13 protein-coding genes are annotated in these 14509 nt (G+C 61.7%); 5 read left to right on the top strand and 8 right to left on the bottom strand.

Features of this window, described 5'->3' with window-relative positions; translation table 11 throughout:
* Positions 1-54 precede the first annotated feature (54 nt).
* Positions 55-876: a fumarylacetoacetate hydrolase family protein gene (locus QMZ05_RS06570; protein ID WP_353700053.1), complete on the top strand. Its 822-nt coding sequence runs from the start codon at positions 55-57 to the stop codon at positions 874-876.
* A 901-nt stretch (positions 877-1777) separates the two neighbouring features.
* Here QMZ05_RS06570 and QMZ05_RS06565 read toward each other — a convergent pair.
* From QMZ05_RS06565 to QMZ05_RS06555, 3 genes are read right to left on the bottom strand one after another with little or no spacing between them, the layout of a single operon-like run.
* On the bottom strand, positions 1778-2527 hold the full coding sequence (locus QMZ05_RS06565) for an SDR family oxidoreductase (protein ID WP_353700052.1): 750 nt from the start codon (positions 2525-2527) through the stop codon (positions 1778-1780).
* A gap of 18 nt (positions 2528-2545) precedes the next feature.
* Positions 2546-4201 carry an AMP-binding protein gene (locus tag QMZ05_RS06560; protein WP_353700051.1) on the bottom strand — a complete coding sequence of 552 codons (1656 nt, stop codon included), beginning with the start codon at positions 4199-4201 and terminating at the stop codon, positions 2546-2548.
* A gap of 25 nt (positions 4202-4226) precedes the next feature.
* On the bottom strand, positions 4227-5693 hold the full coding sequence (locus QMZ05_RS06555; RefSeq protein ID WP_353700050.1) for an NAD(P)/FAD-dependent oxidoreductase: 1467 nt from the start codon (positions 5691-5693) through the stop codon (positions 4227-4229).
* 221 nt (positions 5694-5914) lie between these two features.
* On the opposite strand from QMZ05_RS06555, the gene QMZ05_RS06550 reads away from it, so the two are divergent.
* Positions 5915-7132: an ABC transporter substrate-binding protein gene (locus QMZ05_RS06550; protein WP_353700049.1), complete on the top strand. Its 1218-nt coding sequence runs from the start codon at positions 5915-5917 to the stop codon at positions 7130-7132.
* A gap of 17 nt (positions 7133-7149) precedes the next feature.
* Here QMZ05_RS06550 and QMZ05_RS06545 read toward each other — a convergent pair whose 3' ends face one another.
* Positions 7150-7749: a TetR/AcrR family transcriptional regulator gene (locus tag QMZ05_RS06545; protein WP_353700048.1), complete on the bottom strand. Its 600-nt coding sequence runs from the start codon at positions 7747-7749 to the stop codon at positions 7150-7152.
* A 607-nt stretch (positions 7750-8356) separates the two neighbouring features.
* On the opposite strand from QMZ05_RS06545, the gene QMZ05_RS06540 reads away from it, so the two are divergent.
* Together QMZ05_RS06540 and QMZ05_RS06535 are read left to right on the top strand one after the other, a co-directional pair.
* On the top strand, positions 8357-8584 hold the full coding sequence (locus QMZ05_RS06540; RefSeq protein WP_353700047.1) for a hypothetical protein: 228 nt from the start codon (positions 8357-8359) through the stop codon (positions 8582-8584).
* Positions 8585-9412 carry an MBL fold metallo-hydrolase gene (locus QMZ05_RS06535; protein ID WP_353700046.1) on the top strand — a complete coding sequence of 276 codons (828 nt, stop codon included), beginning with the start codon at positions 8585-8587 and terminating at the stop codon, positions 9410-9412. It abuts the gene before it with no gap.
* A gap of 192 nt (positions 9413-9604) precedes the next feature.
* Here the strand turns inward: QMZ05_RS06535 and QMZ05_RS06530 are convergent, their stop codons facing one another.
* Together QMZ05_RS06530 and QMZ05_RS06525 are read right to left on the bottom strand one after the other, a co-directional pair.
* Positions 9605-9691: a hypothetical protein gene (locus QMZ05_RS06530; protein ID WP_353700134.1), complete on the bottom strand. Its 87-nt coding sequence runs from the start codon at positions 9689-9691 to the stop codon at positions 9605-9607.
* 4 nt (positions 9692-9695) lie between these two features.
* Positions 9696-9938 carry a carboxymuconolactone decarboxylase family protein gene (locus QMZ05_RS06525; protein ID WP_353700045.1) on the bottom strand — a complete coding sequence of 81 codons (243 nt, stop codon included), beginning with the start codon at positions 9936-9938 and terminating at the stop codon, positions 9696-9698.
* A 478-nt stretch (positions 9939-10416) separates the two neighbouring features.
* Between QMZ05_RS06525 and QMZ05_RS06520 the strand changes: the two genes are divergently transcribed.
* The gene (locus QMZ05_RS06520; protein WP_353700044.1) at positions 10417-12039 is read left to right on the top strand and encodes an AMP-binding protein; all 1623 of its coding nucleotides are present in this window, start codon (positions 10417-10419) and stop codon (positions 12037-12039) included.
* Between the two features lie 569 nt (positions 12040-12608).
* On the opposite strand, the gene sfnG is transcribed toward QMZ05_RS06520, so the two are convergent.
* Positions 12609-13694, bottom strand: a complete 1086-nt coding sequence (sfnG, locus tag QMZ05_RS06515) for a dimethylsulfone monooxygenase SfnG (protein ID WP_353700043.1) — start codon at positions 13692-13694, stop codon at positions 12609-12611.
* Between the two features lie 16 nt (positions 13695-13710).
* The gene (locus QMZ05_RS06510) at positions 13711-14499 is read right to left on the bottom strand and encodes an ABC transporter ATP-binding protein (protein WP_353700133.1); all 789 of its coding nucleotides are present in this window, start codon (positions 14497-14499) and stop codon (positions 13711-13713) included.
* Between the last annotated feature and the right edge of the window lie 10 nt (positions 14500-14509).

The following is a 14509-nucleotide window of genomic DNA, read 5'->3' as shown; positions in this document are numbered from 1 at the left end:
CTTTGTGATATATCAATAGACCTTTGTTTGGTGACGACGACGGAGCTTAATTCCATGAGACTCATCGGCTACGGCGAAAACGACGATGTCTTTATCGGCTATATGAATGGCGACGAAGTGGTCCGAATAGCAGACCGCGCCACCTTCTGGAGGAATCCCGAACGGTGCATTGCGGCCGGCGGTTCGGTGCGCTCGCCGCGGGCCGAACTGACCTTATGTTCTGCCTTGCCCCTCGGCGCAAAAATAATCTGCATCGGACTGAACTATCGGGCGCATGCGATCGAGACTGGCGCGCCGATCCCCGAGAAGCCCGTTGTGTTCTCACGCTGGGCGGACACTGTGATCGTCTCCGGCGATGCATCGCCCGCGATGGACGAGGCCTACGATTGGGAGGCGGAGCTAGGCGTGGCCATTGGGCGGCGGACGCTCGCCGTCACGCCGAAAGAAGCGTCAGAGGGCATCCTCGGCTACTGCACGTTCAACGATCTAAGCGCTCGCACCCTGCAGATGGAGACTTCACAATGGACGCTCGGCAAAAATAGCGACCGCAGTGGACCAATGGGTCCAATTGTTACGGTCAACGAGGCAGGCAATCCGGCTGAAGGATGGCGTGTTACGGCACACGTCAATGGTGACCTGATGCAGGATGGCAACACTTCCGATATGATCTTCGACGTACCAACGCTCATCGCACACGTGTCAAGGGCGATGACTCTTCAGCCCGGCGACTTAATCATTACGGGAACGCCGCCGGGCGTCGGGGCCGCCCTGAAGCCGCAGCGATTTCTCAAGCCCGGTGACGTGGTGCGCGTGGAGGTCGGCAAGCTAGGCGCAGTGACCACGCCGATCATTGCGCGGCCGTGGGTTTGCGGTTGACACTGCCACACGTCTTGGTCGATCGATGCTCCGCCGTCCCGTCAGCAATTTATCTGTCAATCTTGCAGGCAAGACCAGCTGTCGTTGTTGGCAGCGAGAAGCCACGTGGGATCGACGTACACGATAGCCTTGGGAAGGACGGGCCGGGCGCTGCAATTCTTTGTCGATCAACCCGTCTATTGGTGTACCTTGCCTTTCCGTAGGGGATTATTAGTTCGTGGGTCTCGACGATAGCGTCGATATCGACGATCCCGAGTAGGGTCGTCGCGGCTAATCAGCTTTTTCGAATCTGAGACTTGACGATCAGCCGGTCGACCCCGGTCAAGCCGGCCTTATTGACTTCGCGATCGGCCGGCGCCGACGAGGCCAAACACGCCGGTGATCTGGCCAGCGAACACTGACGATGAATTGTTCTTCGCCACGGCGCCATCTTAAGAATCTGCACATTGGCGCCGGCCGCCCCGCTGCTTCCTGGACTTGCGCACGCCATAGAGCGTGTTGGAGAAATCGTGGCCGGGCGCCAGCAGCGATGTCCCGGGCGGCGAAATGCACGGCCTACTGGCTCGAGCCGCATTTGCGGTCGATCATGGTCGCGAGGCACCTGCACCGGGATCCGGCCGGGAGCACCGCCATCCGCGGACGTTGGCCTGCCCGCCCGATTGCGTCACGCAGCTGACGATGGCGTTATTGACGAGCGCAGGATCAAGTGCGTTTCGCGCGACGACCGGCTTGAGAACGGTCGCTAGCACCTCAACGAGATGCACGGATGACAGGGCCCCGCCGTCCTTGCCTATCGGATCCTGACGGCATCGACGATCACGGCATTGCGGGTCAAGGCGGCACTCCTTCAATTCCAACCGGACACCGCGCAGCAGCCGTTGCCGCGCGGCAATTTCTTGCCTCACGCATCCGCTGGCTGCGGCAGGAATTTCGCAATCGACCAGCCGCCATCGACCGGAAGGACGACGCCGTTAATGAAGCTGGCGGCGTCCGACGCAAGGAAGGCGCAGGCCTCGCCGATCTCCTCGGGCTGGCCGACCCGGCCGAGCGGGCAGCCTTCGATCATCATGCGATGCCACCATGCGTTATTCTTGATCCGGTCGTCGGTACCGGGGCTCCAGATCAGGCCGGGCGCCACCGCGTTCACGCGGATGCCATCCTTGCCGAACTCGGTCGCCAGCATCCGGGTGATGCCGACGACGGCGAATTTGGTCGGCACATAGGCCGCGCTGCCCGCCGCCCCGACCATGCCGAACACCGAGGCGATATTGACGATCGCTCCATGGCTCTTCTTCAGGGCGGGAAGCGCCAGGCGGCAGAGTTGCAGCACCGGCCGGACATTGACCGAATAATAGCGCTCGTAGTCCTCGTCGCTCGTTTCCAGAAAGCCGCGCGCATTGCCGAGACCGGCATTGTTGACGAGCGCATCGAGCCCGCCGAAGCGGCCGACACACTCGGCGACAACCTGCTCACAGGCCTTACCGTCGCGAAGATCGACTGTAACATGCGCGTAACTACCGAGCGTAGCAACCGTCTCGCTCGCCGGCTTCTGGTCGACGCCGAACACCTGCCAGCCATACTTGAGGAACACCTTCGCGATCCCGAGGCCCACGCCCTGGGACGAGCCTGTCACCATTACCGTGCGCGTCATATCGATCTGCCCATGATTTCAGTTGGTGAGTTTTTCTCGCTTGATCCGGATGCCTGCTTTCTCGCGATCCCAGGTGTCCGCCGTGACGGCCTGCTGCCGCAGCACATATTTCTCGACCTTCTGCGTCGGGGTGCGCGGCAATTCGGCGACGACGCGCACGTATCGCGGGATCATAAAATGCGCGAGCCGGGACTGCAGGAACGCGAGCAGTTCTTCCGGCTTGACCACGGCGCCGGGCGCCGGCGACACGATCGCTAGCACGTCGTCCTCGGCAAGCTCGTTCGGCACCGCGACCACGGCACATTCGCGGATGGCCGGATGCGACAGAATCTCGGCCTCGACCTCGAACGAGGAGATGTTTTCGCCGCGACGGCGGATCGCGTCCTTGATGCGATCGACAAAGAAGAAATTCCCGTCGGCATCCCTGCGAAACGCATCGCCGGTGTGGAACCAGCCGTTGCGCCAGGCATGCGCCGTCGCTTCAGGATTCTTGAAGTAGCCGGAGTTAAGTGCCCATGGCGCATCGCTGCGGATGATCAATTCGCCGATCTGCCCCGGAGGGACCTCGCGGTCATGATCATCGACAATGCGGAGCGCGTTGCCCGGCCGCGCCTTGCCACAGGTGCCGGGCATCAGCGGATTGCGCTCCGACACGATCGGCGTGTTGAGCTCGGTCATGTTGAACAGCGTCCAGACATCGACGCCGAACCGCTCCGCGAACGCCTGGGAGTCGCCCGGAAGCGGAATCATCGTCACCTTCTTCAGCGCGTGCTGGCGGTCGGCATCCGATGGCGGGAGCTTTTCGATGAAGCTCGACATCACGCCAAGCAGGATCGTGTAGCTCGCCTGCGTGGCGTGGACGGTCGGCCAGAACCGGTCGGTGGTGAAATCGCCGCCCAGTCCCACCGCGCCGCCGCGATTGAGCATCGCCGAGACCGGCAGCGTTCCGCCGATGTGGAAGAACGGCAGGAAGCACAGGACGCTGTCGGTCTCGTCCAGCATCGGATAGGCGGCCGGACCACACATGTGCCACATATGCGCGTAGGAGCTGACCACGCCCTTCGACCGACCCGTGGTGCCCGAAGTGTAGACGATCGATTGCGGATCCCAGGGTTCGATCGGTCTTGCCAGCGGTGGTAAATCCGCCAGGCTGCGGTTGAGCGCAGCGAGCGGAATCTGGCTCTTGCCCTCGATTTCAGCGTCGGGCTCACCGGCGACTACAATCGTCTCGATCGTGCCGCAGTCGATACCCTGCAACCTGTCCACCAGGCCGCCATTCGCCAGCAGGACGTTCGCACCGCCATTGATCAGGACGTGCGAAAGCAGGCTGCCGCGATAGGCCGTGTTCATCGGCACGTAAACGGCGCCGAGCCAATTGATCGCAAACCAGGCCCGCACGATATCGACCGTGTTCGGCAGCCAAACATTGACCGTATCGCCCTGCTTCACACCAATCGACGCAAGGCCTGCGGCGAGGCTCTGCACCGATGCGCTGAACGCACCATAGGTCGTCATCGTTCCATCGGGAAAACGCAGGAACGGCCGATCGGGATGCATTGCGGCGCGCCGCTCCAGCACATAGCGCAGCACGGCCTCGTCGCGCTCGGGAACGCGCCGTGCATCGGCCTCCGCCGCGGCAACGATGGGCCGCGCCTTCGGGATTGTCCCGGTCATTGACGTTCTCCTTTTGCTCTTGCCGTCAGGCCGCCTTGAACTCCTCCATACGGGGCTGCTTCAAATCGGCTTCGAACCGCCCGTACGACCACGGCCACGAGACAACCTTGCCCTGCTTGTCGAAGTACCAGCTCTTGCACCCGCCGGTGACCCAGACCGTATGCTTGATCGCCTGCTCGACCTCGGCGTTGAATGCTTCGGTCGCTTCCTCGGTCGGCTCGACCTCGCGATGGGCGCCCTCAGAGAGCAGCTTCACAAGCTCGGTCACGTAACCGATCTGAACTTCGGCGGTGCGCAGGAACGAGAAGTTGCCGATCGGACTGTTCGGACCGCCGATGAAGAACAAATTGGGGAAGCCCGGCGCCGCCACCGAACGATAGGCCTGGCAGGACTCCTTCCAGCGCTCGTTGAGGCTGACGCCATTGCGACCGACTATCACCGCAGGGCGGAAGAATGCGAACGGATCGAAGCCGGTCGCGTAGACGATCACGTCGAGCTCATGCATCAGGCCGTCGTTGGTTCGGATCCCTGGAGGCTCGATCCGCATGATCCTGGTGTCGACCAGACGCGCATTCGGGCGTTGGATCGCAGGGTAGAACTTGTCGGATACGATCAGGCGCTTGCATCCGGCCTGATAGGACGGCGTCAGCCGGCGCCGCAGCTTCACATCATGGACGTTGTCCTCGAGGTTCTGCCGGCAGGCCCGCGCCATTTCGGCGAGGCCCTCGTCGTTCTCGCCGACCAGCGATGCGGCAAATCGCCGGTTGAACAGATTGTTCAGGTGGTCATAGAGCTCCGCCATCTTCTGCGGCTCTTTCCGAAACGCGCGCTTCTTCTCTTCGGAGAACTCATTGTTGGGGACGCTGATAATCCATTGCGGCGTCCGCTGAAACAGCGACACTGATTCCACCTCGTCGACAATGGCTGGCAGGATCTGCGTGGCGGTCGAACCGGTGCCGATGATGCCGACGCGCTTGCCGGCGAGCACGACGTCGTGGTTCCAGCGCGAGCTGTGGAATGACACCCCACAAAAGCTGTCGCGGCCGCCGATGTCGGGCAGCACGGGCTTGTGCAGCACACCGGTCGCAGCAATTACGGCATTGAACAGGCCTTCATCGCCTTGTGTGGTCGTGATGCGCCACAGTCCCTCGCCCACGAATTCGGCCCTGGTGACCTCGCTGGAGAGGCGGACCTTATCGATGATCCCGAGTTTCTCCGCCACTCCCCGGAAATAAGCGTGGATCTCCGCGGCCGGTGAATATTCGCGGCTCCATTCGGGGTTTGGCGCGAATGAATAGCGATACAGGTGCGAGGGAATGTCGCAGGACAAACCCGGATAAGTGTTGTCACGCCAGGTTCCGCCCACATCGGCAGCGCGCTCGAACACCGTGAACGCCATGCCCGCACGCTGCAGATACACCGCCGTTGCGATGCCGGACGCGCCGGCACCGACTATGGCCACCTTAAACGAAGCATTGCCCGCGCTGGTCATTTTGGCGTCTCCGACATCGCGATTTAATCGACATTCTTTGTGATATAAAAATATACTGATTGGTATATGTCAAGCTTGAGCCCTTATTTGCGTGTTGGGGGTCGCGTGGCGCCGAGTTTGATCGAGGATTTCCGGGCGTGCCAGTTCCGTTTGCCTTTACCGTCCTCGTACTGTATGTAATTTAAAAATACCAACAAGTATATCAGCGAAATGGAGGATTCATGCGCTACCTAGTTGGTAAATTCCTGCTCGCCTGCTCGATCTTACTGCTGGCCGGTCCTGTCTGGTCCGATGAGCCGCCCCTGAAGATCGGCGTGCTCGAGGATATGTCGGGCCCCTATGCCGACCTGTCCGGACAGGGCTCGCTCACGTCAGCCAGGCTGGCCGTCGAGGATTTCGGTCCGGTGCTGCGCCGCAAGGTGGAAATCGTCTCGGCCGATCACATGAACAAGGCCGATGCGGGCGTGGCTATCGCCAAGCGCTGGATCGAAGCCGACGGCGTCGAGATGATCGTCGGCCTCAGCAATACGGCCGTGGCACTCGCCGTTCGTAACGTCGTCGCGGCGAACGGCAAGATCGATATCGTGACCAGCGCGGGCTCTGCCGACCTCAGCGGCAAGGCTTGCACCGCAACCTCGTTCCACTGGGTGTATGACAGCTACGGGCTTGCGAAGACGGTTGGCATGGCGACGATCCGCTCCGGTGCTGATACCTTCTACCAGGTCCTGGTTGACTACGCCTTCGCCGCCGCAATGGCACGTGACGGTTCGCGCTTCGCCGAAGAGGCAGGCGGCAAGCCAGTCGGCACCGTGCGCGTTCCCTTGAACACGGCCGATTACAGCTCCTTCATTCTTCAGGCGCAGTCATCGAAGGCAAAGGCGATCCTGCTCGCGCTTGCGGGAGCCGACTTCGTCAACTTCGTCAAGCAGGCGCATGAATTCGGCATTGTCGAAAGCGGTCAGAAGCTTGCGTCGTTCATCACTTTCATGAACGACATCCATTCCCTGGGGCTGCAGACCGGACAGGGACTGCTGTCGTCCGAAGCGTTCTATTGGGATCTGGACGACAAGACGCGCGCCTTCTCCAAGCGCTTCTTCGCGGCCACCAAGAAGATGCCGAACAGCATGCAGGCCGGGGTCTACAGCGCGGTCATGCACTATCTCAAGGCGGTGCAGGCTGCCGGAACGGCCGACGCCAAGAAGGTCGTTGCAAAGATGCGGGAACTGCCGGTCAACGACTTCATGACCGAAAACGGCAAGGTCCGTGAGGACGGCCGCCTGCCACGCCCGATGTACCTGTTTCAGGCAAAATCACCGAAGGAATCGACTGCCGACTGGGACGTCCTGAAGCCGATCCAGAAGCTCAGTGCCGAGGACGCGACCCGTCCGCTCACGGAAAGCGAGTGCCCACTGATCAAGGAAGCCCACGCGAGGAAATAGAGGCCCTTCGGATGAGCTCAAGTCGGAGCGCATCCCACCAGGTTCAAGGCAAGTTCGCTCATCGTCCGCGTCAGCTCTGCCGCGGACAGCCGCCCCTTGGGCGAATACCAGCGATGCGTCCATCGAACCATGCCGCTGATCGAAAGGGACGCGATCGTCGGGTCGCTGACATGGAATTCTCCGTTTGAGACGCCCTCTTCAATCAGGCGCGCAAGCTTGGCGTCGAAGTCGCGTTGCTTGCGCCTGATGTCTCCGATCTTCTTTGGGCTGAGGCTCTTCTCCTCCTCAAGCATAATCGCCGAGAATTTCTGATACTCAATGTTCTTCTCGACATAGAGCGCAACGAATTGCTGCAAGCGATCCTTTGCGGCCCCCTTTTTGTTGCTCAGAACCTGCGTCAGGTCGACATACAGGTCGCCATAGGACTGATCGAACAGCTGCTCGAGGATCGAGTACTTGTTCTCGAAATAGGTGTAGATGAACGGCTTGGTGACGCCGAGCGCGGCGCCGATGTCGTCGATCGTCGTCTTCTGAAAGCCCTTCTCGTAGAAGAGCTTCGCCGCCGCCTCCAGAATCAACTCGCGCTTGTATTCCTTGATATGCTGCTTGACGCTCATGTGGGCCCTTCGTGACGATTTCTTATTGATACGTGATTCTGCGGGCTTCGCGCCGCGCCCTTTTCAGGCCAGGCGTGCGGCAGCCGAGATGCCGGCACCGGGCCGAAACTCCGCATTCGGCTGGCCGACTGCCCATTCTTCATAGAATATAAGACGGACAAATAAATATACTAGCCAGTATATTGGAGGATAACGCCGAATCGAGGTGGCAGTGTCGCGGCCATCCCGGCGCACAACAGCCGTGAATGGATCCGGAGATGGCGACCTTGCAATACCGGAGCGAGGCAAGCGAGCTCTCAATGAGAGTGCCGGCCGTCTCTTCGCGTCGGTGTCCGATCGGCACGTCAGGGCGGCCCAGCAGTGGTCGGAGGCGTGCTGACAGCAGGCCGCGGAAGCCGGCTTTGCGCTCGGGTTCGTCCGCGAGGAGGCGGGCGGCTTCAGCGTCTATCCGGTCGAGGCGATCGATGTCCTGCGCATCGCCGGATATCACACAGCGTCCCGCTCGCCGAGACGATGCTGGCCAACCGCCTACTGACCGGGGCGGGCTTCGGAGCAAGGGCCGGCGACGATCGCGCCGGCCACCGGGACGATCGAATGAGGAGCGATCATGCCATTAAATGCACGCCCTGACGAGGCACGCGCGCTGACGTTTCCGTTCGAGACGCCGCCGGCCTACGGCGAGGTGCTCGAGGTTGCGCCCGGCTTGCGGTGGCTGCGGATGCCGCTGCCCTATCGTCTCGACCACGTGAATATCTACCTGCTAGAGGATGACGACGGCTGGGCCATTTTCGACACCGGCATCCGCACCGCAGAGGCGCAGGGGGTCTGGGACTGATTGTTCGCCGGCCCCCTCGCCGGCATACGCATCACCCGGATCATCGTCTCGCACTACCACCCGGATCATATCGGGCTGGCCGGCTGGCTCTGCGCGCGCTTCGACGTTCCGCTGCTGACGAGCTACTCGACCTATGCCGCGAGCAAGATGCTCTCGCTCGACCCGCACTCGACGGCATCAGAGCAGAACCGGTCGTTCTACCGGCGCTACGGCATGACGGCGGAGGCGGCGTCGATTGTCGCAACCCATGGCCTCGACTATCTGCGCGAAGTGACCCCGCTGCCCGAGACCTTCTATCGGCTGTTGATGGGAGATACGCTGACTATCGGACGCCGCCGCTTCCGCGTGCTGAGCGCCGACGGGCGGGCGCCCGAACAGGTCCTGCTCTACTGCCCCGAGGAGGAGTTGCTGCTCGCAGCCGACCAGGTGCTCGAGAAGATCACGCCGAACATTGGCGTGTGGGCGATGGAGCCGACCGGCGATCCGCTCGGCCACTACATGCGCACGCTGCGCGGCATGATCTCGGAGATTCCCGATGACGTGCTCGTCCTGCCCGGCCATCGGCGGCCGTTCCACGGCCTGCACCGGCGCTGCGCGGAAATCCTCGCTCATCACGAGGAGCGCTGCAGCCGTGCCATCGAAGCCTGCCGCGAGGGACCGAAATCGGTAGACGAGCTCGTCCCGACGCTGTTCCATTCACGCAATCTCACAGCGCATGAGATGAGCTTCGCCTTCACCGAAACACTGGCACATGTGAACCGTCTGATCCGGCGCGGCGACCTTGCCTGGAGCGTCGACGCCGGCCGTCCGGTCTGCCGGCTGCAGTAATCGCGCTAACGTCAACACATACATGTCGGAAGAAAACATCATGGGAACCGCCGGGCCCCTCGCGGACGACGAGCGCGACGGGCCCGGCCAGGCGCGACTGGGACATCCAGTCGCACGGACGATGTTGAAGGGCCAGATTGGCTCCCATGCTAGTCTCTCCAGTTGTCCCGCGAGACGTCGCGGCGCGCCTCGCTATGTGGCGAAGTCGTCGAACGCCACGAGGGCCGCGGCACCATGGACCGTCGCGGGACCTCCGCCCATCTCGACCGCGACCGCAATGGTATCAGTGACTTCCTCGCGCGTGGCGCCGTGACGCCTTGCGGGCGTCGACGTGATGAACGATGCAGCCCTCGCAACGCGTCGCGATCGCGATGAGCTCCTTGTGCCGGACCGACAGCGCGCCGTCCTTCGAGGCCGCGGTGACCAGCGATTGAAAAGCTTTCATCGGCTCGGGCGCGGCCTTGTAGAGCCTTGCGGCGTTGGCTCTGACCTGCTGCAGCTTCGTTTTGTACTGCCCATCCGACATTCCTGCCTCCTCCCGTGCGTTGGATTAGAAACACACGCATTCCTAGCAATTTCTGCGGCTGCGTGCGGCGCGCCTATTCGCGAACCGCGCCGGCTCGACCTCAATCGTGGAAACGGATGATCTCCGACTCCCCGCGCGATCCGCAGCAGTTGTCCGCTGCTTCCTCCGTCACAGAGACGGCTTCGCTCTTGTTCAACGCTTTCACCATGACCTCTTTGATCGCTTTCGCACTTGCTCAGCGGTTCCGAGCAGGCCCGTAGGTCTGTTCCCGGCGCGCGTTCGGCCTTGGGTTCAGCCTTCGACATAAAGCTTGGCGAAATATACTATTCGGTATATATATTAACCAGATGGTATTACGCTTGTCGGTCTTGGGCTGGACGATCGCGATCGCCGCAGCCCCCGATGCCAACCGGACCAGCGCGGCGAGAAACCGATCACCAAGTAATGACCAAACGGGTTTGTCGAGGGAGCGGAATACATGTCCCCAATCGCATCGAGATTTGGCGACCTGCCGCGGGCCGCGGCCGAGCGCTGGAGCAAGGAAACCGCGATTACCTTCCGGGATGTCCGGCTGACCTTCGGCGAACTCAACGCCGAAATCGACCGTGCGGCGCGCGCACTGCTGGCACGCGGCGTGAGCAAGGGAGACGTCGTCGGCCTGTGGGTCACGAACCGGATCGAGTTCACGATCGCGCTGTATGCGACCCTAAGGATTGGCGCCATTGCAGCCTCGATGAACACTCGCTATCGCGAACATGACGTTGCCTATGCGCTTCGCCTGGCCGAGTGCAAATTGCTGTTCGTCATCGAGCGCTCCGGTCCGGTTGGATATGTCGATATCCTGAAGACCGTTCTTCCTAGATTCGACGGCAAGCGTTTCGAGCGCACGGACTCCTTCCCGCATTTGGTCGACATCGTCATCATGAGCGATACGCCGGACGGCGGACCGCTGTCCTGGGCGCGTTTCCTCGACGATGCCGGACGGGTGTCGGCCGACGAGCTCGAGAGGGTCGCCGCGGAGGTGAAGGTCGACGACATCGCCATGATTGTCTTCACATCTGGCACAACGGGCAATCCCAAGGGCGTGATGCACGATCACACCCTGCTGCGGAGCATTTGCAAACGCTATGACATCTGGCCGCTGAAGGAAGGAAGCGTCGTCCTTAATTTCCTACCGATGTTCCATCTGTACGGCCTGTCCGAGACGGTATTCGGCTGCATGTATGCCGGCACGAGTCAGGTGGTGATGGACACTTGGGACGCCGAGACGGCAGTGAGGCTGATCGAAAGCGAGCGCATCTCCGGTCTCCACGGCTTCGAGACGCATTATGCCGACATGATGCGTGCGCAAGCCCATCTGAAGGCCGATCTCTCTAGCCTCCGCTTCGGCTCGTTACCGGCGGGCATGGAGAATTCCAATGCCGTCGCCGCAAAGGTCCAAACGGTCATGTGCCCAACCGCGTCGGGTTGGGGCATGTCGGAAGCCGGATGCTATGTGTTCTTGAGCTCACTGGAAGATACGGAGGAGCAGCGCTGCACCACATCAGGCCGCCCGCTGCCGGGGCTCGAATTCAAGATCCTGGATCCCGTTGGCCGCAAGGAGCAGGCTGACGGCGTCGAAGGCGAAATCGCCGTCCGCGGCTACACCGTCATGCGCGGTTACTTCCGTGATCCGAAGGCTACCGCCGCGACGATCGACAATGGTTGGCTGCTCACCGGAGATCGAGGCTTCCGGCGGCCGGATGGCTTCCTCCAGTTTCTCTGCCGGTACAAGGAGATGCTCAAGGTCGGGGGCGAGAACGTCTCACCCGCCGCGCTCGAGACGGAGCTGCTGGCCCTGATACCGTCGATCGAGCAGGTCGCGGTGGTCGGCGTCCCCGACCCCCGTTTGATCGAGGTGCCCTGCGCCTATGTCGTGCTCAAGCCAGGCATGGAATGTTCGCTCGAGGACGTGAAAGCCCGCTGCAAGGGCAAGATCGCCAGTTTCAAGATTCCGCACTATGTCATACCAGTCGATGCCCTCCCGATGACCGCCTCGGGCAAAGTGCAACGCGTTCTTCTCCGAGATCGAGCGAAGCAGGAGCTAGCTTCGTTTCAATAAAGGTCCAGCGATCGCCGAGTGGACGTGTGAAGGTTCCCCGCGCCGGTTGAACCAGCCAGCCGGCCGACACGCACTGGCTGCGCAAGCTGGTGGAATATCCATGCCGTTCCATCCAGGCGTTGATGCGACTGATCGAGTGTACTGACAGCGGCATAGCGTCAATCGGAGCAAATGATGCGCAATGGTCAGCCTGGACCGTCAAGGACGTCCCAATGCGGAGTTGATGGAACTGAGGGCACGGACGAGCCCTTTGTTGAGGCGGGTTCTTCGGCCATCGAGGTTCACCGAGGCAGCAGTTCTGCTCCGGAGCAGATGCGCTCTGAGCCGCGTGATTTTGGGGCATCTTCAATTGGCGCGGATCGTGGTGCGCCAAGCCGCGAAGGACATCAGGCGCGTTCCGGTAACGAGCCCTGGTCGGGTCATCGATCATCCAAGCGCTTGACCGTCTTCATGTCCATGGGCTCAATGTTGCGGGTCGCTTCACGGCCGATAGCTGCTCCGACACGAGCTTTGTTTTGAATTCGCCTGCCATTTCAGTCCGTTCGCTTTTGTATCCTAACCTAGCCGACTCAAGCCGGTTCAGGCTCGTGGGCCCTGTTAGCTTCGGTCGTGTCCAAGAGCGGAATGACCTCGCGGCCGAACGCTGGCAGTTCGTCGGTAAAATTCAGGAAGGCGCAAAGAATCATGTCGACGCCAACGGCCTCATAGGCACGGATGCGCTCCGCAATTAGCTCGGGAGGACCGAACAGACGAGTCTTGAAGCCGTCGTTGGGCTGGACCAGATTGGCGTGGCTCGAATCCGCCCACATCCCGATCTTCTCCGCGGTCGATGCGCCGGCCTGCTTCACCTGTTCGGCGAAGGCCTGAACGATCTCGGGGTCGGCGCCTGCGACGATCGCTTCGAGCTGCTCAAGCGCCTCCCGCTCGGTCGGCCGCTGGATGATGAAGCCGTTGAGCCCGAATTTCACGGTACGGCCTTCTGCCTTGGCAAGCGCGCGGACCTCGTCGATCTGCTGCTTGGCACCGTCCACCGTGGTGCCATTGAGGAAATACCAATCCGAATATTTCGCAGCCATCCGGCGCGCGGCCTTGGAATTGCCGCCCTGGAAGATTTCCGGATAGGGGTGCGAGATCGGTCGTGGCTTCAACCAGGCATCGTTGATGCTGTAGAAATCGCCCTTGAAGCTGAAACGGTCCTGGGTCCAGAGACCCCTGAGCACCTGGATGAACTCTTCCGAGCGGCGGTAGCGTTCGTCGTGTTCCAGCCACGGCTCGCCGAAGGCGCGGAACTCGTCCTTGAACCAGCCGGTCAGGATGTTGATGGCAAACCGTCCCTTGGAATAGACGTCGATCGTGGCGCCGACCTTGGCGATCATCGCCGGATGCCAAAAGCCGGTGTGAATCGCGCTGATCAGCTTCAGCCGCTTGGTTTGCGCCGAGAGCACTGCGGTGCAGGTGATTGCCTCTTGTTGCAGCTCCCAGCCATGGCTCGCAATAAAGCGCGCCGGCGCGAGGCCATATTCGAAGCCGAGCTGTTCGGCCTCACGCGCGAGGGAGGCATTGTAGTCGAGCGTCCAATCGGTCCGCTGCGGAACGTTGCTGATGACGAAGCCGCCGCTGCCGAGCGGCATCCAATATCCGAAACGAATGGCCATGATGCACTACTCCTGCTTAGACGACCGGGGTTCGAAGGGATGCCTCCGCCGTTCCGGCCGTCGACGCGCCGAGATAAAATTCGGCGACGTCGTCCCGTCCGGCGAGCTCAGCCGCCGTGCCCAACACGGCGACCCTGCCGTTCTCGAGAATGTAGCCGTGATCGGCAAACTGAAGCACGAGATGCGCGTTCTGCTCGGCCAGCAGAAAGCTGACACCCTCGTTCCTGTTGAGATCGCGGATGATGTGGAAGATCTCCTCCACGATGATCGGGGCAAGCCCCATCGAGGGCTCGTCGAGCAGCACGAGAGTCGGATGCGTCATCAGGGCGCGCCCGATCGCGACCATCTGCTGCTCGCCGCCCGAGGTCAGGCCGCAACGCGCGCTGCGGCGCTGCTTGAGCCGCGGAAACCATGTGTAAACGCGCTCGAGATCGTCGGCGAGCGCGCGGCGGCTCGGCCGACGGACGAACCCGCCGCTGAGTAGATTCTCCTCGACCGTGAGCTGGGGAAAGACATGGCGACCTTCGAGAACCTGGACCACCCCCCTGCCAACGAGATCGGCCGGGTCGAGCCGGCTGGTCACCTCACCGCGCCACGTGATCGCACCACGGCTCAAATGACCGCGTTCGGATCCAAGCAGATTGGAGATTGCCTTCAGGGTCGTGGTCTTCCCGGCGCCATTGGCGCCGAGAAGAGCAACGATTGATCCCTGTTCGACCCTGAGCGACACGCCGCGCAGGGCCAGGATCGCCTGACCGTAGAGGACCTCGATGTTGTCGACGTCGAGAAATTGAGACGCGGTCATGGCGATCCCT

It is taken from the genome of Bradyrhizobium sp. INPA03-11B, from assembly GCF_040446015.1.
GTDB lineage: Bacteria > Pseudomonadota > Alphaproteobacteria > Rhizobiales > Xanthobacteraceae > Bradyrhizobium > Bradyrhizobium macuxiense_A.
This window is presented reverse-complemented; position numbering and strand designations above follow the sequence as displayed.

Bases quoted from the DNA above. Each gene is read 5' to 3' on its own strand.
- QMZ05_RS06555 (WP_353700050.1), bottom strand. From the start codon at position 5,693: ATGACCAGCGCGGGCAATGCTTCGTTTAAGGTGGCCATAGTCGGTGCC.
- QMZ05_RS06520 (WP_353700044.1), top strand. From the start codon at position 10,417: ATGTCCCCAATCGCATCGAGATTTGGCGACCTGCCGCGGGCCGCGGCC.
- QMZ05_RS06560 (WP_353700051.1), bottom strand. From the start codon at position 4,201: ATGACCGGGACAATCCCGAAGGCGCGGCCCATCGTTGCCGCGGCGGAG.
- QMZ05_RS06510 (WP_353700133.1), bottom strand. From the start codon at position 14,499: ATGACCGCGTCTCAATTTCTCGACGTCGACAACATCGAGGTCCTCTAC.
- QMZ05_RS06545 (WP_353700048.1), bottom strand. From the start codon at position 7,749: ATGAGCGTCAAGCAGCATATCAAGGAATACAAGCGCGAGTTGATTCTG.
- QMZ05_RS06565 (WP_353700052.1), bottom strand. From the start codon at position 2,527: ATGACGCGCACGGTAATGGTGACAGGCTCGTCCCAGGGCGTGGGCCTC.
- sfnG (WP_353700043.1), bottom strand. From the start codon at position 13,694: ATGGCCATTCGTTTCGGATATTGGATGCCGCTCGGCAGCGGCGGCTTC.
- QMZ05_RS06570 (WP_353700053.1), top strand. From the start codon at position 55: ATGAGACTCATCGGCTACGGCGAAAACGACGATGTCTTTATCGGCTAT.
- QMZ05_RS06525 (WP_353700045.1), bottom strand. From the start codon at position 9,938: ATGTCGGATGGGCAGTACAAAACGAAGCTGCAGCAGGTCAGAGCCAAC.
- QMZ05_RS06540 (WP_353700047.1), top strand. From the start codon at position 8,357: ATGCCATTAAATGCACGCCCTGACGAGGCACGCGCGCTGACGTTTCCG.
- QMZ05_RS06550 (WP_353700049.1), top strand. From the start codon at position 5,915: ATGCGCTACCTAGTTGGTAAATTCCTGCTCGCCTGCTCGATCTTACTG.